The sequence below is a fragment of the Variovorax sp. Varisp53 genome, assembly GCF_059491555.1.
In genome coordinates this window covers 4368550-4386641 of sequence record NZ_CP168512.1, presented here as the reverse complement: position 1 = coordinate 4386641, position 18092 = coordinate 4368550, and the positions used below count along the sequence as shown (strand labels likewise).

At 67.0% G+C, this 18092-nt stretch carries 16 protein-coding genes; 8 read left to right on the top strand and 8 right to left on the bottom strand.

The genetic code is table 11. The features are described from left to right. Nucleotides 1-17 precede the first annotated feature (17 nt). Nucleotides 18-1511, bottom strand: coding sequence for an NCS1 family nucleobase:cation symporter-1 (locus ACEOAB_RS20450; protein ID WP_413749515.1), 1494 nt, complete (start codon nt 1509-1511; stop codon nt 18-20). Between the two features lie 364 nt (nt 1512-1875). Here ACEOAB_RS20450 and ACEOAB_RS20445 point away from each other — a divergent pair, with 364 nt between their 5' ends. Together ACEOAB_RS20445 and ACEOAB_RS20440 are read left to right on the top strand one after the other, a co-directional pair. After that, a complete protein-coding gene (locus tag ACEOAB_RS20445) occupies nt 1876-2262 on the top strand; it encodes a VOC family protein (protein WP_413315623.1) in 387 nt (128 codons plus the stop codon). A 9-nt stretch (nt 2263-2271) separates the two neighbouring features. Then, nucleotides 2272-3183: an amino acid ABC transporter substrate-binding protein gene (locus ACEOAB_RS20440; RefSeq protein ID WP_413749516.1), complete on the top strand. Its 912-nt coding sequence runs from the start codon at nt 2272-2274 to the stop codon at nt 3181-3183. A gap of 85 nt (nt 3184-3268) precedes the next feature. Here ACEOAB_RS20440 and ACEOAB_RS20435 read toward each other — a convergent pair whose 3' ends face one another. Then, nucleotides 3269-4204: a LysR family transcriptional regulator gene (locus ACEOAB_RS20435; protein ID WP_413749517.1), complete on the bottom strand. Its 936-nt coding sequence runs from the start codon at nt 4202-4204 to the stop codon at nt 3269-3271. Between the two features lie 135 nt (nt 4205-4339). Between ACEOAB_RS20435 and ACEOAB_RS20430 the strand changes: the two genes are divergently transcribed. From ACEOAB_RS20430 to ACEOAB_RS20420, 3 genes are all read left to right on the top strand, one after another. Beyond that, entirely contained in the window at nt 4340-5992 is a 1653-nt protein-coding gene (locus tag ACEOAB_RS20430) for a sensor histidine kinase (RefSeq protein WP_495653076.1), read from the top strand. After that, the gene (locus ACEOAB_RS20425) at nt 5989-6675 is read left to right on the top strand and encodes a response regulator transcription factor (protein WP_056589494.1); all 687 of its coding nucleotides are present in this window, start codon (nt 5989-5991) and stop codon (nt 6673-6675) included. Before ACEOAB_RS20430 ends, ACEOAB_RS20425 begins: the two co-directional genes overlap by 4 nt. Nucleotides 6676-6850: 175 nt before the next feature. Further along, nucleotides 6851-7336 (top strand): SgcJ/EcaC family oxidoreductase, encoded by a 486-nt coding sequence (locus ACEOAB_RS20420; RefSeq protein WP_413749518.1) that lies wholly within the window; start codon nt 6851-6853, stop codon nt 7334-7336. 14 nt (nt 7337-7350) lie between these two features. On the opposite strand, the gene ACEOAB_RS20415 is transcribed toward ACEOAB_RS20420, so the two are convergent. Then, nucleotides 7351-9081: a CehA/McbA family metallohydrolase domain-containing protein gene (locus tag ACEOAB_RS20415; protein WP_495653075.1), complete on the bottom strand. Its 1731-nt coding sequence runs from the start codon at nt 9079-9081 to the stop codon at nt 7351-7353. Nucleotides 9082-9246: 165 nt separating this feature from the next. On the opposite strand from ACEOAB_RS20415, the gene ACEOAB_RS20410 reads away from it, so the two are divergent. Continuing rightward, nucleotides 9247-11280, top strand: coding sequence for a putative bifunctional diguanylate cyclase/phosphodiesterase (locus ACEOAB_RS20410; RefSeq protein WP_495653074.1), 2034 nt, complete (start codon nt 9247-9249; stop codon nt 11278-11280). A gap of 6 nt (nt 11281-11286) precedes the next feature. Here ACEOAB_RS20410 and ACEOAB_RS20405 read toward each other — a convergent pair whose 3' ends face one another. The 4 genes from ACEOAB_RS20405 to ACEOAB_RS20390 form a co-directional block, all read right to left on the bottom strand. Further along, the gene (locus ACEOAB_RS20405; protein ID WP_413749032.1) at nt 11287-12513 is read right to left on the bottom strand and encodes a M20 family metallopeptidase; all 1227 of its coding nucleotides are present in this window, start codon (nt 12511-12513) and stop codon (nt 11287-11289) included. A gap of 20 nt (nt 12514-12533) precedes the next feature. Next, the gene (gene uraD, locus ACEOAB_RS20400; protein WP_413749033.1) at nt 12534-14312 is read right to left on the bottom strand and encodes a 2-oxo-4-hydroxy-4-carboxy-5-ureidoimidazoline decarboxylase; all 1779 of its coding nucleotides are present in this window, start codon (nt 14310-14312) and stop codon (nt 12534-12536) included. An 81-nt stretch (nt 14313-14393) separates the two neighbouring features. Then, entirely contained in the window at nt 14394-15359 is a 966-nt protein-coding gene (gene puuE, locus ACEOAB_RS20395; RefSeq protein WP_056589509.1) for an allantoinase PuuE, read from the bottom strand. 6 nt (nt 15360-15365) lie between these two features. Further along, a complete protein-coding gene (locus ACEOAB_RS20390) occupies nt 15366-16040 on the bottom strand; it encodes a GntR family transcriptional regulator (protein ID WP_007838350.1) in 675 nt (224 codons plus the stop codon). A gap of 82 nt (nt 16041-16122) precedes the next feature. Between ACEOAB_RS20390 and uraH the strand changes: the two genes are divergently transcribed. After that, nucleotides 16123-16473 carry a hydroxyisourate hydrolase gene (uraH, locus tag ACEOAB_RS20385; RefSeq protein ID WP_007838349.1) on the top strand — a complete coding sequence of 117 codons (351 nt, stop codon included), beginning with the start codon at nt 16123-16125 and terminating at the stop codon, nt 16471-16473. A gap of 119 nt (nt 16474-16592) precedes the next feature. Here uraH and ACEOAB_RS20380 read toward each other — a convergent pair whose 3' ends face one another. Continuing rightward, a complete protein-coding gene (locus tag ACEOAB_RS20380) occupies nt 16593-17093 on the bottom strand; it encodes a hypothetical protein (RefSeq protein ID WP_413749034.1) in 501 nt (166 codons plus the stop codon). Nucleotides 17094-17145: 52 nt separating this feature from the next. Between ACEOAB_RS20380 and xdhC the strand changes: the two genes are divergently transcribed. Further along, a complete protein-coding gene (gene xdhC / locus ACEOAB_RS20375; RefSeq protein ID WP_056589514.1) occupies nt 17146-17955 on the top strand; it encodes a xanthine dehydrogenase accessory protein XdhC in 810 nt (269 codons plus the stop codon). The last annotated feature ends 137 nt before the right edge of the window (nt 17956-18092 follow it).

The following is an 18092-nucleotide window of genomic DNA, read 5'->3' as shown; positions in this document are numbered from 1 at the left end:
CTCCCTTTCTCTTCAGTTCAAGTCTTGTTGTTGCGGTTCAGCACGGCATAGAGCACGAAGCCCAGGCCCATGCCGATGAACCACGCATAGTTCGCGCCACCGCGCAGCGTCGGCACCATCACGCACAGGATGGGCACGATGGCCGCCGGCACCAGCGCCTGGATCGCCTTCGGGTTGTAGCCGCTGCTGTACCAGTACTCGCCCTTCGGGCTCATGCTGTAGAGCGCGTCCACGTCGATGCGCTGCTTGCGCACGATGTAGTAGTCGGCAATCAGAATGCCGAACAGCGGCCCGATGAACGAACCCAGCACGTCGAGCGTGTAGTGAATGACCTCGGGGCTGTTGTACAGGTTCCATGGTGTAAGAAACACCGAGCCCACCGCGGCGATCATGCCGCCCGTGCGCCAGCTGATGTGCTGCGGGGCCACGTTCGAGAAGTCGAAGGCCGGCGAGACGAAGTTGGCCACGATGTTGATGCCGATGGTCGCGATCATGAAGGTCAGCGCGCCCAGCACGACGGCGGTGGTGCTGTCGATCTTGCCCACGGTGTGCACCGGATCGGTGATCAGTTCCCCAAAGACGGGCAGCGTGGCGGCGGTGGTGATGACCGTCAGCAGCGAGAAGAATACGAAGTTCACCGGCAGGCCCCAGAAGTTGCCCTTCTTCACCGCATCGAAGCTCTTGCCGTAGCGCGAGAAGTCGCCGAAGTTGAGCATCGGGCCGCTGAAGTAGCTCACCACCAGTGCAATGGCCGAGAGCATCACGGGCAGCGCGTCCCAGCCCTGGAACTTGATGCCGCCCAGGTTCAGGTCGATCTTGCTCCAGCCCGCCTTCCACACCAGCCAGCCGCACAGAACGGCCATGACCACGTACACCGCCGGGCCGGCCCAGTCGATGAACTTGCGGATGGCGTCCATGCCATGCCAGAACACGAAGGCCTGCAGCACCCACATGACCATGAACGCGACCCAGCCGAGGGCCGACAGGCCGACGAAGCCGTGCTGCGCAACATCGGCATACGGCGCCAGGCCCGGCGCCATGTGCAGCGCCAGCACCATGAACGCCGCCGACGCGAGGTACGTCTGCACGCCGTACCAGGCCACGGCGATCAGCCCGCGGATGATGGCCGGGATGTTGGCGCCCAGTACGCCGAAGGGCGCGCGGCACACCACCGGGTAGGGCACGCCCGTCACCTGGCTGGGCTTGGCCACGAGGTTGCAGAAGAACTGCACGATCACGATGCCGACCAGCAGCGACACCAGCACCTGCCAGCTCGACAGGCCCAGCGCGAACAGGCTGCCGGCCGTGATGTAGCCGCCCACGCTGTGCACGTCGGACATCCAGAAGGCAAAGATGTTGTATTGGCCCCAGGTCTGTTTCTTCAGCGGGGCGAGGTCTTCGTTGGTCAGGCGCGGGTGGTAGCCCGGCTTGATGACGGCGTTCGATTCCGCGTGCGGCGCAATGCCGGCTTCGCTTGCCCCCGCGGGGGCCTGGCTGACGACTGTGCTCATGGTCATTCCTCGTGCGGGTGGTGGATTGGAATCCGTTTTGACGCAAATTTCGCGCCGGTTTTTCGGATGCGTTATTTGTATACAAAAATTGCACTCAATCAAGACCATTCGAGGAATCATATATCCGTAGATTCCCTGATGTGTGTGGCGCTGTTGTTCGGCTGGGCCACGGCGCACAGGCACGACGGTGGCAGGTCGCCGGACCTCCATGGGCGATTGATCGAAATTCTTGTCGCTCAGATGGAAAATATATCGTTTTCCATTGTGAGAGGTGCTGCTTAGAGTCGGGTCCATCCCCACTCTCCCGATGGAAAGCCCCATGAGCAACACAGCCACCCGCATTCCGTTTCATCTTGCGTTCCCGGTGCGAGACATCGCCGAGGCGCGCGCGTTCTACGGCGACTTGCTTGGATGCCCTGAAGGCCGCAGCGCGCCTGAATGGGTCGACTTCGATTTCTACGGCCACCAGATCGTGGCGCACCTGGCACCCGACGAATGCGGCCACCGCCAGAGCAGTTCGGTCGACGGTCACGACGTACCCGTGCGCCACTTCGGCGCGATCGTTCCGATGGATCAATGGCAGGCCATGGCCGACAAGCTCGTGGCTCGCCAGACAAAGTTCGTCATCGAGCCCTACATCCGGTTCAAGGGAGAGCCCGGCGAGCAAGCGACGATGTTCTTTCTGGACCCCTCGGGCAACGCGATCGAGATGAAGTCGTTCGCCGACTTGAGCTCGCTCTTCGCACGCTGAAAGAACTGCATGGCCAAGAGCAGCAAAAGGAGCCTTGCCTTCGCAGCGGCGCTTGCCGTCGTCTGCGGGGCTGCGGCGGCGCAAACCGACACCTTGAAGAAGGTCAAGGAGTCGGGCTCGATTTCCGTGGGTGTCCGCGATGCGTCGGGTGCCATGTCGTTCACCCTGGGTCCCAACAGGTACACCGGCTTTCACGTGGAGATCTGCGAGCGGATCATTGCCGACATCAGGAAGGCGGTTCAACTCGACAGGATCGGCGTGAGGTACCAGCTCGTGACGCCACAGAACCGGATTCCCCTGGTTCAAAACGGTACGGTGGATATCGAATGCGGCACGACGACCAACAATGCAGCGCGGCAGAAGGAGGTTGCCTTTGCACCGACGCTCTATGTCGAAGGCGTTCGCATCGCGGTCAAGGCCACGTCGGGCATCACGCGCCCCGCGCAGCTGGCCGGCAAGACCGTGGCGGCCACGACAGGAAGCACGTCCGTGCCGGCGCTGAGAAAACTCAAGCGTGAGGGCGCGAACGGTATCGAGGAGGTGCTCGCCAAGGACAACAGCGAAGGATTCCTGCTCCTCGAGGCGGGCCGCGCCGAAGGATTCGTCGCCGACGGGCAGATCCTCGCGACGTTGATCTCGAAGAGCAAGGAGCCGGAAAAATACAGGCTCCTGGACCAGGTTCTCAGCGTCGAGCCGCTCGCGATCATGTTCCGCACGGGAGATCCTGCATTCAAGAAGCTGGTCGACGACAGCGTCGTGGCATTGGCCAGGAGCGGCGAAGTCGCACGGATCTACGACAAGTGGTTCATGCAGCCGATTCCGCCTCACAACGCCAGGGTTGGGCTGCCGGCAAACGCCATGACAAAGGCTGGCTGGGCCGACCCCACGGACAAGCCGATGGAGTCTTACGAGTCCCATTGACTGCCGATGGTGCGCGGAAAGTCGGCAGAACCAGCGGTTCCGAGTCCGGCCCGCATGCGAGGCGATCGAGCGGCGCTCCCCGGCTTCAGGTACGGCGCGGGATCGATGCCCTTGCGCGGCTGGCATTCCGCGCAGGCGATGTGTTCGGCTTCGCTTCAGCCGCATCGCGCAGGCATTGGGCGAAGTGCGCAACCATGGGCGGGCTGGCCCGGGGCTTTCGCTGGAGCAGGCCGATCTCGCGGTGGAAAGTGACCGCGCCCAAGGAGACGATGCGCACCTGCGCAGGCAAGGGCAGATGCGCCTCGACCAGCGGCACGAGCGCCACGCCCAGGCCCCTGGAGGCCAAGTGGATCAATCCGGGAATCTCGTCGACCTCGATCGCATCGTTGACCGCCAGGCCTTCCCGACGCAGAAACCCCTCGACCATCCGCCCTCCGAACGAAGCCCTGTCATAGCGCAGGAATGGCTGTTCCTGGATCAGCGTGCGCCAATTCTTCGTTGCCGGCAGGGCCTTGGGCACCACCAGCACGTAGGGCTCGTGCACCAGTGGCTGCCACGTCAGGTCGGCAGGCATGCCGAACGGAGGGCGGATGATCACTGCGGCATCGATCTTTCCGGCGTCCAGGTCGTCCATCAGGCGCATCGAGACGCCAGGCGACACATGGACACGCACGAGAGGAAAGGATTTGCGCAGTTGCTCAAGCGCACGCGCCAGCAGCGTGGGCTGCGCCGAGGCAATCGAACCTACGCGAAGAAGCCCCTGGGTGGCGTTGTCGTGAGGAAGCTCCCCGAGCTTGGCGAACAGCGCGCAGATTTCTTCTGCCCGCGGCAAGGTCGTCTGGCCTGCGACATTCAAGGTGGCCGATCGGCCTGTTCTGTCGAAGAGCTCGAACCCCAGGGCTTCTTCGAGTCGCTTCATCTGGCTGCTCACCGCCGATTGAGTAAGCCCGATTCGATCGCCGGCCGCCGCGAAGGTGCCGAGCTTGCACACCGCAATGAAGGTCTTGAGTTCGTTGATCACCCTGGAAGCATCGCAAACATCGATGCTCGGGTCAACCAAGCATCATCGCAGGTGATCGATGCCGACCCGTCGAGCGGCATGGGCTATTCTTCGAACCCTTCAAAACGAGTGTTCGCCAGCGCGCCGCACCGATCGATGCCTTCCATCAAATTCCGCACGCGGCTCTCGCTGGCCTTCGCAACGCTCGTTGCGCTGGTGTGCATCCAGGCCGGCTTCATCTACCTGGGTTCCGAGCGCGTTACTTTCGCCAAGCAGCACAGCCGGCTTGCGAGCGACATCCTGTCCGATCTGCTGGAGCTGTCCACCAACAAGCAGCGGCTGCGGGTCTGGGCCTCGCAGCGGCTGATGAATGGCGACGCACCGATCGAGGCACGCGACCGCTGGCTGGCCGGCATGCGGACCAGCGCGGCCAGCCTGCGCGACCTGACGCAGCGCGACCTGGACTGGTGGACCCAGGCTTCCTCGGCGCGCGGCACGCCGGTGCCCGAGGCGGCGACCCAGCTGGCGGCCAGCATCGACCTGCTCGACGCCAACATCGCCGAAGTCCAGGCCCGCCTGCTGCGGCTGGAGCCGTTGGAGCAGGGCGCGGAGTTTTCATCGGTGTGGCAGCAGCTCAACCAGGTGTTCGACGTGACGCGCGGGCGCGACCTGCGCGAACTCGTCAACGGTGCGATCGCGCGCCAGCGCGAGGCCGTGCCGGTGGCACGCAAGGCCACGGAACGCGCCGTCGAGGTGCTGCGCCTGCAGGCCATCGGCCTCGCAGTGCTGACCCTGGTGGCCGCGGTGCTGATCGCCATTCGCCTGAATCGGCGGCTGCAGGCGCCCATCGCCGGCCTGCTGGCCGGCACGCAGGCCCTGCAGGCCGGCCGCATGGACCACCGCCTGGAGGTCGGGTCGAGGGACGAGTTCGGCCAGGTGGCGGAGCATTTCAATGCCATGGCCGCTGAGCTGCAGCAGCGCCGAAGCGATGCCGAAGCCGCGCGGCACAAGCTCGAAGCGGCGGTGGACGCGCGCACGGCCGAGCTGCAGTCCGCCCACGTCACGCTGCAGAACATCGACCAGCGCCGCCGTCAGCTGTTCGCCGACTTGAGCCACGAACTGCGCACGCCGGCCACCGCCATCCGCGGCGAGGACGAGATCGCACTGCGCGGCGCCGACAAGCCGCCGGCCGAATACAAGCTGACGCTGTCGCGCATCGTCGGCGGCGTGGAGCAGCTCGCGCGGGTGATCGACGACCTGATGCTGATCGCACGCGCCGAGGCCGACCAGCTCGTCATTCGGCAGGACCGGGTGGACCTGGGCCTGCTGGTCGGCGATGCGGCCGAGCAGGCCGAGGCGCTGGGTGCGCTGCATGGGGTGGGGGTGCGCCTCGATGCGCCGCACGACGCGCAGCCGGCGCTTGTCCACGTGCACGCCGATGCCGATCGGCTGCGCCAGGCCCTGATGATCGTGCTGGACAACGCGGTGCGCTATTCGCGCCCGGGCGGCGCGGTTCGCATCGGTTGGCGCGAGCTCGACGGAGGCGTGGAAATCGCCGTGCGTGACCAGGGCATCGGCATCGACGCCGACGAGCTGCCCACGGTGTTCCAGCGCTTCACGCGTGGCCAGCGCGCCCGGGCACACCGCGTCGACGGCACCGGCATCGGCCTGTCGATCGCGCAGGTGATCGTTTCCGCGCACGAAGGCCGCATCGACATCGAGAGCGAGCCGTTCGTGGGCACGACGGTCCGCATCCGGCTGCCCCGTTTCGACGGCACCGATTTCCCCACGGCGCCGGAGGCCGCATGAACAACATCCTGGTGGTCGAAGACGATCCGCGCGTGGCCGACTTCCTGCAGCGCGGCCTGCGCGCCGAAGGCTATGGCGTGCAGCTGGCCCGCACCGGAACCGAGGGCCTGGCGCTGGCGCGCAGCGGCGAGCCCGCGCTGCTCATCCTCGACCTGATGCTGCCCGGCCTCAGCGGCCTGGAGCTCTGCCAGACGATGCGCGCCGAAGGCCACCATGTGCCCGTGCTGATGCTCACGGCCATGAGCTCGCTGGAGGCCAAGGTCAACGGCCTGCGGCTGGGCGCGGACGACTACCTCACCAAGCCTTTCGCTTTCGAGGAACTGCTCGCGCGCATCGAGGCGCTGCTGCGGCGCGGGCGCGAGCAGCGCGTGAAGGCGAGCAGCCTGCAGGTGGCCGACCTCGTGCTGGACCGCGAGCGCATGCAGGTCACGCGGGCCGGCCAGCCGATCGCGCTGACCGCGAAGGAGCTGGCTTTCCTGGAACTGCTGATGAGCGCACCCGGGCGCGTGTACAGCCGCGAGCGCATCCTCTCGAACGTGTGGGGCACCAACGAGGACCCGCTGACCAACGTGGTCGACGTGTACGTGCGCCGGTTGCGCGCCAAGATCGACGAGGGTCATCCGCTCGCGCTGCTCAAGACCGTGCGCGGCTTCGGCTACCGGCTCGACGCGCAGGAGGCCTGAGCGCGCGCGGGGGCGCCCGTTCATCCGTTGTTCATCTGCGCTTCAACTCGCATTCATGGCCCGACACGGGTCGTGTTCATGAGCGCGCCACAGACTTGATTCCTGCCTCGCGAATGCGGTGCAGCGCCGGCCGAAACCGGTGCTTCAACAACTTCCACAACAAGGAATCATCTCCGTGAAGAAAAGTCTCGTCGCCAGTGCCGCCCTCGGCGTCCTCTCTCTCACGCTCGCCACCGGCGCGCTGGCCCAGGGATCGGGTACGGCCGTCTGCACGCCGGTGGATGCGGCGCAGGTCAGCGCCCTGTTCGACCGCTGGAACAACTCGCTGCGCACGCTGGACCCCGACAAGGTGGTCGCCAACTACGCCGCCGACGGCGTGCTGCTGCCGACCGTGTCGAACCAGCCGCGCACCAACCCGGCCGAGATCCGCGACTACTTCGTCAAATTCCTCAAGGGCGAGCCGCAAGGAAAGATCGACCAGCGCGTCATCAAGATCGGCTGCAACGTGGCGCAGGACGTCGGCACCTACACCTTCCGCTTCAAGGACGGCGGCACGGTGCACGCGCGCTACACCTACGTCTACGAATGGGTGAACGGCCAGTGGCTGATCGCGCATCACCACTCGTCGGCGATGCCCGAGGCGCGCGCCCCGAAGAGCTGACCGGCAGCGACTGCCTACTGTGCGGCGACCTTCACGAACACCGGGTTCGAATAGAACCAGAGGTCGCTGTAGTTGCGCGCGTTGATCGCGTTGAAGCGCGCCACGTTGTCGGTGCCCGTGGTCTGCGCATCGGGCAGCGGCTCGCCGCCGGCGGTTTCGTTGGGCACGTCGGTGCCCAGGTTGGTGCCGCGCAGGCGGAAGTACTGGTTGTTGCCGGCCTTCACCGTGTAGCTCACGGTGAAGTAGCCGTCGGCGTCGAGCTTCCAGTCGCTGCGGGTGAAGCGCTTGAGCACGCGCGTCGACGGGTTGGTGTCGCGCGAGTAGCCCGGCGTGCCCGGCAGCTCGGGGCCGGTCACGTCGCCCGCGATCAGGTCGATGTGGTCGACCACCGGCTTCACGTTGGCGAAGCGGCCGCTGCCGAGCTGATACTCGAAGTTGTTGCGCTCGGGGCTCTTGAAGCGGATGGTGATCTTCAGGTCTTCACCCGAGTTCGCGCCCAGCTCCGAGCCCATTTCGCCCGTGCCCTTGGCGCCTTGCACCTTGAAGTCGAGCGCGTCGATCAGGCCGCCGTTCACAGCGAAGAGCTTGCCCGTGCGCATGGCCGCGAGCAGCGACTTCGGGTCCTTGATGTCTCCCCACAGGTGGTTCCTGGCGTACTCGCCGGGCGCGTAGCCGCTGCTGTACTGGCCCTGCGAGACGGTGAAGTGGTAGTCGGAGTCGGCCACGTTCCAGATGTGGCGGCCTTCGGAAAGCAGCGCGTCCCAGGTGCCACCCAGTTTGGCGACGAGGTAGTCGACGCCGCCGTAGGTGCGCGAGGGCAGGTTGGCCGCGATATAGGCGCTGTTGTAGCCGCCACGGTCGGGCTCCATCTGGTTGCCGACCATGCCTTCGAGCGAGAACACGATGTTCGGCGCGAGGTCGTTCATCTCGCGCAACTGGGCGATCGTGTACTTGCCAGGGTTGCGCGACGGGTGGTTGATCTGCAGGTAGCTGGTGTCGGGGTAGTTCTTCTTGAGCCAGGCGATGGCCGCGAGCGTCTCGGCGTGCGTGTTGTAGCCGGTGCCGGCCTTCGGACCCCATGCGGCGACGTCGGCGGCCGGGAAGAGGGCGGGGTCGCGGTTGGTGAAGAGGTACTCGAACTGGTTCGCCGCCTTGAGCGCGGCGCCCGACATGGGGTTGTCGGTCAGGATGCCGACGTTGCCGTGGTCGTGCGAGGGCATGTCCCATTCGAAGGCCGTGAAGATCGTCTTGTCGGCGTACTTGCCGCTGGCCTGCAGCGCCTTGATGCGTGGCACCTGGTACTTGGCCATGCCTTCCGAAAACGGAATCTGCGCGGCCAGCTTGTTGCCGTCGTTGTCGTAGGAAGACAGGCGCAGGTGGTCGGACAGCGCCGCCCAGTCGAGCCCGAACTGGTCGAAGGCCTTGGCCAGCACCTGGTCGAGCGTGGAGATCTGCTGGGTGTCGTCCGACTGCATCGTGTGGATGTGCAGGTCGCCGACGGTCCAGCGCCCGGGCGGCACGGACGGAGCGGGATCGGCCGGCTGCGCAGGGGCTGGGGCCGGGGCGGGCGCGGGTGCGGGTGCAACGGCAGTCGGGCTGCTGGGTGTCGTGGGGAAGAAGGCCGGGGCGCTGGAGCCGCCTCCGCCACCGCAACCGGCAAGCGCGAGCGTGCCGATGGCGAGTGTGGAGAACAGGCTGCGGCGGAAGGGCAGGGTGGTTGGGAGAGCAGTCGGGAAGGTGGGCATGGCGGGCTTGAAAAAAGCGACGCGCACCTGGAGTGCGCGTCTCTGCGAAAGCCGCGAGTCTGGGATGGGGCCATGACATCCGGGTGAAAGTCGAACGAAAGTTCGTTGTTACCGCGCACCAGTCGGGGCGCCGGCGTGGCCCACGCCCTAAACTGTGCCCCTTCCATGATTCCCCGCGCGCCTTCCCCCGAGCTCACTGCGTCCGTCGACGACCAGGTGCTGTCTCGCACGGTGCGCACCGACCAGCTCGTGGCGATACGCCGCAGCGTGCTGCGGGCCCTTCCGATCAACGTGGTGCTGAGCTGCGCGGCGGCGCTGATCGCCGTCAACGCCGGCCGCGCGTTCGCAGGGCTGTGCTGGCTGCTGCTGTCCCTCATGGTGAGCGGAGTACGCAGCTACATCTGCCGCTGGCCGTTCGCACCGTCGCCGGGCACCACGCCCGACAGCAGCGTCGCCACATCGCCGAGCGCCCGTCCGGTCGAATGGCACCTGCGGTTGACGGCCGGCCTGGCCGCGGTGTCGGGCTGTGTGTGGGCGCTCATTCCGCTGCTGTGCGACGGCTACTCCTCGCCGCAGGCGGTGTTCTACCTGACGGTGGTGTGCGGCATCTGCGCGGGGGCGGTCACCTATGGCATCGCCTATGCGCTCGTGCCCATCGGCTTCATCGCGCCGGCGCTGCTGTCGGTGGCGGGCTGCCTGGTGTATGCGGGCGGCTTCGACAACCTGTGCCTGGCGGCGCTGGTGCTGCTGTACCTCGGGGCGCTGACGCGCGGCGCGCTGCACAGCGACAAGGCCTTCCGCGAAGGCAGCCGCATCCGCAACGAAGCCACCGCCATGGCCGCCCAGCTGCGGCTGGCGCACGCGCTCTCGCTGGATGCAACGCAGCAACTGGCCTTCCGGGCCTCGCACGATTCTCTTACCGGCCTGTTCAACCGCGAGGGCTTCACCGAGGCCGCGACGCTGCGCATCGCCACGACCGATGGCCGCCAGCACGGCCTGCTGCTGCTGGACCTCGATGGCTTCAAGGCGGTGAACGACGCCTTCGGCCACAAGGCCGGCGACCGCGTGCTGCAGGACGTGGCCCGCTGGCTGCAGCGGGAAACTGCAGACATGGAGGCCATCCTCGGGCGTTGGGGCGGCGATGAATTCGCGCTGCTCTACAGCCTGGGGGGCGAGCGGCAGGCGCCCGCGGCCATCGCGCAGGGGCTGATCCGTTCGGTCTCCTTCGCCACGGCGCACTACGGCGGCCACCTGGGCGTGAGCATCGGCATCTCGGTGTCGGGCGAGGCCGAGATCGCCGACATGATCAGCTTCGCCGACGAGGCGCTCTACGAGGCCAAGCGCCTTGGGCGCAACCGCTGCCAGCTCTTCGACAAGGCGCTCAACCAGCGGCTGGCCACGCGGCGGGACGTGGAGCGCGACCTGCTGCGCGCCATCGAGGCGCGCGACATCGGCGTGTGGTTCCAGCCGATCATGAACAGCGAAGGCTGCGAGGTCCACAGCCTCGAGGCGCTGATGCGCTGGAACCATCCGCGCCACGGCCAGATCGCTCCCGAGGAGGTGATCTACGCGGCTGCGAGCACCGGCGTGGCGGAGCCGCTGCTGCGGCACCTGGTCGACGAGGTCTGCCTGGCCATGCGCCAGCTCGAGGCCGCGGGCTCCAGCCTGGCTGCCGCGCCGGTCGCCATCAACGTCTCTCCACGCGAGATGGCGCAGCTCGCGGTCGACGACATCGTGCTGGGCATGCTGAAGGAGCGCGGCATCGCGCCGCGCCGGCTGCAGATCGAGATCACGGAAGAGGTGGCGCTCGACACCCATGCCACGCGCGGCCGGTTGAGCACGCTGTCGGCCGCGGGCGTGGCGATCGTGGTCGACGACTTCGGCGTGGGCTATTCGTCGCTGGCGTCGCTGCGCAGCGAGCACGTGCGGCAGGTGAAGATCGACCGCAGCTTCACCCTCGGCCTGTCGTCCTCGCCGGGCAACGTGGTGTTGGTGGATGCCATCGTCCAGCTCGGCCGCTCGCTGAACATCCAGGTCGTGGCCGAAGGCGTGGAAACGCAGGACGAGCTCGAGGCCCTGCGCGCGCTGGGCTGCAAGCTGGTGCAGGGCTACCACCTGGCGCGGCCCGCGCCGCTGGCCGAACTGATGGCGTGGGCGGCTTCGCGGGTGGCGCTGCCGGCGCTCGCCAAGGGCGCCTGAGCCGGATCAGGCCAGCAGGTCGCAGAGCGTGCGCGCGATCACCTTGGTGGCGCGGCGCAGGTCTTCGAGCACCACGCGCTCGTCGCTGCGCTTGGCATGCGACTCGAGCACGGTGCGCGGGCCGGCGCCGTAGATCACGCCCGGAATGCCGGCTTCGACATACAGGCGCACGTCGGTGTACAGCGGGGTGCCCATGGCCTTGATAGGCTCGCCGAACAGTTCGCCGCCGTGCTTCTGGATGGCATCGACCAGCGGCTTGTTGCCGGCCAGCGGCTGCATCGAATTGGCGAGCAGCAGGCGCTTGATGTCCACCGTGATGCCCGCGCTTTCGGCGGCGGCATCGGCGATCACCTTGCGGATCGTGGCCTCGACCTCGACCGGGTTTTCCTCGGGGATCATGCGGCGGTCGAGCTTGAACACCACCTTGCCGGGCACCACGTTGGTGTTGGTGCCGCCCTCGATGCGGCCCACGTTCAGGTACGGGTGCGTGATGCCCTCGACCTTCGACGTCACCTGCTGGTAGAGCGTGTTCTGCGCATAGAGCGCGTTGAGGATCTTCGTGGCGCCCTGCAGCGCATCGACGCCGGTGGTCGGAATGGCGGCATGTGCCATCTTGCCGTGCACCGTCACTTCCATCTGCAGGCAGCCGTTATGCGCGGTGACCACTTCATAGCTGAAGCCGGCCGCGATCATCAGGTCGGGCTTGGTCAGGCCGTTCTTGAGCAGCCAGCCCGGGCCGAGGATGCCGCCGAATTCTTCGTCGTAGGTGAAGTGCAGCTCGACGCTGCCCTTGGTCGGTTTCGCTACCGCTTCGAGCGCGCGCAGCGCGAAGGTGAAGCTCGCGAAGTCGCTCTTGCTGACCGCGGCGGCGCGGCCGTAGAGGCTGCCGTCGGCGATCTCGCCACCGTACGGGTCGTGCGTCCAGCCTTCGCCCGGGGGAACCACGTCGCCGTGGGCATTGAGCGCCACGGTGCGGCCTTCGTTGCCGTACTTGCGGCGCACGATCAGGTTGGTGATCGATTCGAGGCCGTACTCCTTCACGTCCTGCACGGGCACGGCGTGCTTCTCGGCGTCGAGGCCGAAGTCCTTCAGCAGTTCGGCGGTGCGTTCGGCGTGCGGCGCGTTGTTACCGGGCGGCGTGTCGGTGGGCACGCGCACCAGTTGCTGCAGGAACTGCACTTCTTCGTCGAAGTGGGCGTCGATCCAGGCGTCGAGTTTGGCGTAGTCGGTCATGGTTGTTCTTCTGTGGTCGGTCAGTGGGCTTGCTCGGTGGCGAGGTTGTCCAGCAGGAGCTGGAATGCTTGCACCGCCAATTGAATATCGTCGTTGGTGCTCGATTCGAGCGGGTTGTGGCTGATGCCCGAGTTGATGCCGCGCACGAAGAGCATGGCCTGCGGCATCACCTCGTGCAGCTTCATCGCGTCGTGGCCGGCGCCGCTGGGCATGCGGAAGAGCGGAATGCCGAGGGCATCGACCGCTTTTTCCCAGCGCTGCTGCCAGGCCGGCGCGCTCGGGGCGGCGGCGGCGCGCATCGTCTCCTCGAGCTCGTAGCGAACGCCGCGGCGCTCGCAGATGTCCTTCAGTGCGTTGACCACGTCGTTGGCCAGCGCGTCGCGCTGCGCGTTGTTGGGCGCGCGCAGGTCGAGGCTGAACTTGCAGCGCCCCGGCACCACGTTGATGGAGCCGCTGGGCACTTCGAGCATGCCGACGGTGCCGACCGAGTCGCCGTCCTTCGCCGCGCGCTGCTCGGTGTAGAGGATCAGTTCGGCGACGGCGGCGGCGGCGTCGCGGCGGCGGTCCATCGGCGTGGTGCCGGCGTGGCTGGCCATGCCGATGACCTCGCCCACGTAGCGCACGCTGCCGTTGATGGAGGTGACGATGCCCAGCGGCAGGTCGAGCTCGGTCAGCACCGGGCCCTGCTCGATGTGCACTTCGACGAAGCCGAGGTAGCGGACCGGGTCGCGCTGGATCTTCGGAATGTCTTCCTGCTTCAGGCCCGCGTGCTGCATGGCCTCCCGCATGGTTATGCCGTCGGCGTCCTTCTGGTCGAGCCAGCGCGGGTCGAAATGGCCGATGAGCGCGCCGGAGCCCAGGAAGGTCGCCTTGTAGCGCTGGCCTTCTTCTTCCGCGAAACCCACCACCTCGAAGGCGAAGGGCAGGCGCCTGCCTTGCCGCTTGAGTTCGCGCACGCAGGCCATAGGCACGAAGATGCCGAGGCGGCCGTCGTACTTGCCGCCGTTGCGCACGGTGTCGTAGTGCGAACCGGTGAGCAGCGTCTTCGCGTCGGGCGTGCTGCCTTCATAGCGACCCACCACGTTGCCGACCGCATCGATGTGCACCGAGTCGAAGCCGCACTCGCGCATCCACGTGGAGATCTGCGCGGCGCAGGCACGGTGCGCATCCGTCAGGTAGGTGACGGTGAGCTGGCCCTTCTCGGCGTAGCCCGGGTCGGTGTGCACCGCGAGCTGTTCCTGCCAGTCCCACACGTCGTTGCCGAGCGTGACGTCGGCGGCGAACTTGTCGTCCAGGCGGATCTCGGCGATGCGATGGATGTTGCGCAGCGCCTCGCCGAGTTCGAACCCCGGGTGGTTGTACAGCCGGCGCTCGAAGGTGTCGATGATTTCGCGCTTGGCCAGCCCCGTGCCGCGCGGGCCGCGCACCGCGAGGATGAACGGAAAGCCGAACTTCGCGTTGTAATCGGCGTTGAGCTGCTGGATCTTCGCGAACTCCTCGGGCGTGCAGTCGGTCAGGCCGGCCTTGCTCTGCTCGTTGGTCGATTCGGCCGTCAGCGTCTTGCTGACCATGGCCTTGCCCGCGAGCTCGGGGTGGGCGCGGATCAGGCCGATCTGCTCGTCGGCCGACGACGCGGCCAGCGCCTGCACCAGCGCGTGCTTGAGGTGCGCGAGCGAGCGGAAGGGGCGCGCGGCCAGCGCGCGCTGCGCGATCCAGGGCGAGTGCTCGTAGATGCCGTCGAGCAGTGCGACGGCTTCGGCCGGCACCGCGGCGTTGAGTTGGGCGATGGTGAGGCTCATGTCGTTCCTTGTCTTTCTCCCTCCCCTTTCGGGGGAGGGTTGGGGTGGGGGCACGCGGCGCTCGCAAAGTGGCGGACCATGTCAGGCACCCGGCAAGGCGGCATCGAACGGATGAGTCTTCATCCAGTGGCGCGCGATGTCCAACCGCCGGCAGACCCACACGCGGTCGTGCTGCGCGATGTGATCGAGAAAGCGCTGCAGCGCCGTGATGCGGCCGGGCCGCCCGAGCAGCCGGCAGTGCATGCCGATGCTCATCATCTTCGGGCTGTTGTCGCCGTTCGGGTCGCCCTCGGCATAGAGCGCATCGAAGCTGTCCTTCATGTACTGGAAGAACGGATCGGCGTGCGAGTAACCCTGCGGCAGCGCGAAGCGCATGTCGTTGCAGTCGAGCGTGTAGGGCACGATGAGCTGGGGCACCACGCTGCCGTCGGTCTTCTGCACCTTCATCCAGAAGGGCAGGTCGTCGCCGTAGTAGTCGCTGTCGTATTCGAAGCCGCCGTAGTCGGCCACGAGGCGGCGCGTTCTCGGGCTGTCGCGGCCGGTGTACCAGCCAAGCGCCCGCTCGCCGGTGAGCTTCTCGATGGCTTCCATGCCCAGGCGCATGTGCTCGCGCTCGGTGGCTTCGTCGAGGTTCTGGTAATGAATCCAGCGCCAGCCGTGGCAGGCGATCTCGTGGCCGAGTTCCTTGAAGGCAGCCGTGAGCTCGGGGTAGCGCTCCAGCGCCATGCCCACGCCGAACACGGTCAGCGGCAGGCCGCGCTTCTCGAACTCGCGCAGGATGCGCCACACGCCGGCGCGCGAGCCGTATTCGTAGATGCCTTCCATGCTGATGTGCCGGTCGGGAAAGCTCGCCGGGTTGAACATCTCGGAGAGGAACTGTTCGGAGCCCGCATCGCCGTGCAGCGTGGCGTTCTCGCCGCCCTCTTCGTAGTTGAGGACGAACTGCACCGCGATGCGCGCGCCGCCCGGCCACTGGGCGTGCGGCGGGTTGCGGCCGTAGCCGACGAGGTCGCGCGGGTAGGGCAGGGTGGTGTCGTAGACGGTCATGGATGTTCAGGCCAGGGCGAGCGAGATGTCGTTGGTGGGAACCTTGCGGTCGAACGTGAGGTTGGCCTCTACGTGCTCCAGGTGTTCGGTCATGAGGCGCACGGCGCGCTCCTCGTCGCGCGCGGCCAGCGCCTTCACGATGTCGGCGTGCTCGTCGTTGGAGTGCTCGGCCGCGCTGGCGCTCTGGTACATCAGCGTGATGAGGGCGCAGCGCGAGATGAGTTCGCCGAGGATCTGCGCCAGCACCTGGTTGCCCATGAGCTCGGCCATGCGCACGTGGAAGTCGCCGAGCAGTTCGGTGCGGCCCGAGATGTCCTCGCCCGAGACGGCGGATTTTTCGAGCGCGACGTGTTCCTTCAGCGCCTTGATCTTGGCCGGCGTGACGGTGCGCACGAACTCGCGCGTCATCTCGGCCTCGAGCATGCGGCGCACGGCGAACACCTGCCTGGCCTCGTCGACCGCGGGCGCGGCCACGAAGGCGCCGCGCGCGGGTTCGAGCCGAATGAGCTTGTTCTGCGACAGCTGGAACAGCGCCTGCCGTACCAGCGTGCGCGACACGCCGAAATGATCGGCCAGCTTCTGCTCGGCCAGCTTGGTGCCGGGCTGAAGCCGGTGCTCGACGATGGCCTTCGTGAGGGCATCGACGATCGAACGGGTGGTGGAGGACTCCATGTTTTTCATGATAGACCCAAAGCCGGTAACTGTATACACTTTTGTCCACCGGAATTTCCCGCACCCGATTCCATCTTTGAAGGAGCGCCCCATGGGCCTGAGCACTCACGTACTGGACACGATGCACGGCGGCCCGGCGGCCGGCATGGAGGTGGCGCTGTACACCACCGACGGCGACGCCGCCACGCTGGTGAAGCGCTTCACGCTGAATTCGGACGGCCGCAGCGACGGGCCGCTGTACGACAACAACTCGCTCAAGGCCGGCACCTACCGGCTGGTGTTCGACGTGGCGGGCTACTTCAAGGCCCGCGGTGTGAAGCTGCCCGAGCCGAACTTCCTGAACAAGGTGTCGCTGGACTTCGGCGTGGCGCACACCGACCAGCACTACCACGTGCCGCTGCTGGTGAGCCCGTGGAGCTACTCGACCTACCGCGGGTCTTGATGCTCGCCCCCAGGCTTCGCGCACTTCGTGTCGCTTCGCCAACCCCCTACCGGGGGCGGGCCGGCCGCTTCGGGCGGCCGTGCGCGGCGGCCCCCGCGCAAATGCCTCCGGGTGTGTCTTCAGTCCCCTTGCTGTTGGCCTTCAGTCAGGGTGTCGAGCTGGAAGCGCCCGCTCTTGTCCCACAGCCAGGTGTCGGTCCATGTGACCGCGCCGAGGCGGGGGGCGGCGGGGAAGGGCGCGGCCTTCAGCACCATGCGCTCGATCTCGGCAATGACCTCGGGTGCATGCTTGGGCGCGCGCAGCCAGTGCATCGACAGCACCTTGCCGCCGGCATCGATGTGGACCTGCAGCGTGCCGACCGCATAGAGCATCGGCGGCAGCTGGCCACTGTAGATGCGCGACTTGTTGGCGTCGTAGATATGGCGCGCTGCGTCGCGACGGTAGTCTCGCGCATTGGCCGCATTCGATCCGTGCGACACCGGGGCGGCCGCACTCTGTTCGACCTTGGCCGCGCTCAACTGGCCGGGAACGGTCCCGGGGCTCCCGCAGCCGGCGAGCCAGAGTGCGGAAATGACGGATGCCACCAGGGCAAGGTGGCGCGGCGTAAGCTGACGGTTCATCGCAGGTTTATACCGTGAGTCTCGTGCAACCCCGCAACCGAAGGTGTCGGAAATGAACGGCATGGTCGATCAGCTGCTGGCCCGTCTTGCCCGCGAAGACGCGGTGCTGGTGCGCGTCGAGTCGACGCAGGGCTCGGCGCCGCGCGAGGCCGGCACCTGGATGGCGGTGTGGGCCGACGCGCTCACGGCCACCATCGGCGGCGGGCAGCTCGAATTCCAGGCCACGAAGGAAGCGCGCGAGCTGCTGGCGGGCACGCGCGCCCCCTTCGACGGCATCCAGCGCTATCCGCTCGGGCCCAGCCTGGGGCAGTGCTGCGGCGGCGTGATGTTCCTGTCGTACCAGCGCATCACGGCGGCCGATGCGCCGAGGCTGCAGCGCGAACTGGTTGCGCAACTCAAGCCCGTGGCGCTGTTCGGCGGCGGTCACGTGGGCGCCGCCTTGGCTCGGCTGCTGGCCGCGCTGCCGTTCGCGGTGCGCTGGATCGACAGCCGCGACGGCGTCTTCCCCGAAGAGCTGCCGGCACAGATCGACACCGAGCATTCCGAGCCCGTGCAGGACGCCGTGGCCGCGCTCGCGCCGGGCAGCCGCGTGCTGATCATGAGCTTCAGCCATGCCGAAGACCTCGACATCGTCATCGCCTGCCTCAAGCGCCTGCGCGAGCGCAATGACCTGCCGTACATCGGCCTGATCGGCAGCAAGACCAAGTGGGCCACCTTCAGCCACCGGCTCGAGGCGCGCGGCTTCACGGCCGACGAACTGGCGCGCATCACCTGCCCCATCGGCGTGCCCGGCATCACCGGCAAGGAGCCCGAGGTGATTGCCGTCGCAGTGGCGGCACAGTTGTTGCAGTCGCTGGGCTGAACAGGGTTTTCCCCGGCGGCGACGCTCAAAAAACCATCCCGCCTTGTGTCAAAACTGTATACACTTTCGGTCCACAACAAGCCGCAGCGGAGCGAGGCCCATTTCATGGCGCCTGCGTTCGCGGCACTTTCTCTGCT

Excerpts from the sequence above, each read along its gene's own strand:
- ACEOAB_RS20410 (WP_495653074.1), top strand. The coding sequence starts at position 9,247 with ATGATTCCCCGCGCGCCTTCCCCCGAGCTCACTGCGTCCGTCGACGAC.
- ACEOAB_RS20405 (WP_413749032.1), bottom strand. The coding sequence starts at position 12,513 with ATGACCGACTACGCCAAACTCGACGCCTGGATCGACGCCCACTTCGAC.
- puuE (WP_056589509.1), bottom strand. The coding sequence starts at position 15,359 with ATGACCGTCTACGACACCACCCTGCCCTACCCGCGCGACCTCGTCGGC.
- ACEOAB_RS20390 (WP_007838350.1), bottom strand. The coding sequence starts at position 16,040 with ATGAAAAACATGGAGTCCTCCACCACCCGTTCGATCGTCGATGCCCTC.
- uraD (WP_413749033.1), bottom strand. The coding sequence starts at position 14,312 with ATGAGCCTCACCATCGCCCAACTCAACGCCGCGGTGCCGGCCGAAGCC.
- xdhC (WP_056589514.1), top strand. The coding sequence starts at position 17,146 with ATGAACGGCATGGTCGATCAGCTGCTGGCCCGTCTTGCCCGCGAAGAC.
- ACEOAB_RS20440 (WP_413749516.1), top strand. The coding sequence starts at position 2,272 with ATGGCCAAGAGCAGCAAAAGGAGCCTTGCCTTCGCAGCGGCGCTTGCC.
- ACEOAB_RS20450 (WP_413749515.1), bottom strand. The coding sequence starts at position 1,511 with ATGAGCACAGTCGTCAGCCAGGCCCCCGCGGGGGCAAGCGAAGCCGGC.
- ACEOAB_RS20415 (WP_495653075.1), bottom strand. The coding sequence starts at position 9,081 with ATGCCCACCTTCCCGACTGCTCTCCCAACCACCCTGCCCTTCCGCCGC.
- ACEOAB_RS20380 (WP_413749034.1), bottom strand. The coding sequence starts at position 17,093 with ATGAACCGTCAGCTTACGCCGCGCCACCTTGCCCTGGTGGCATCCGTC.
- ACEOAB_RS20430 (WP_495653076.1), top strand. The coding sequence starts at position 4,340 with ATGCCTTCCATCAAATTCCGCACGCGGCTCTCGCTGGCCTTCGCAACG.
- uraH (WP_007838349.1), top strand. The coding sequence starts at position 16,123 with ATGGGCCTGAGCACTCACGTACTGGACACGATGCACGGCGGCCCGGCG.
- ACEOAB_RS20425 (WP_056589494.1), top strand. The coding sequence starts at position 5,989 with ATGAACAACATCCTGGTGGTCGAAGACGATCCGCGCGTGGCCGACTTC.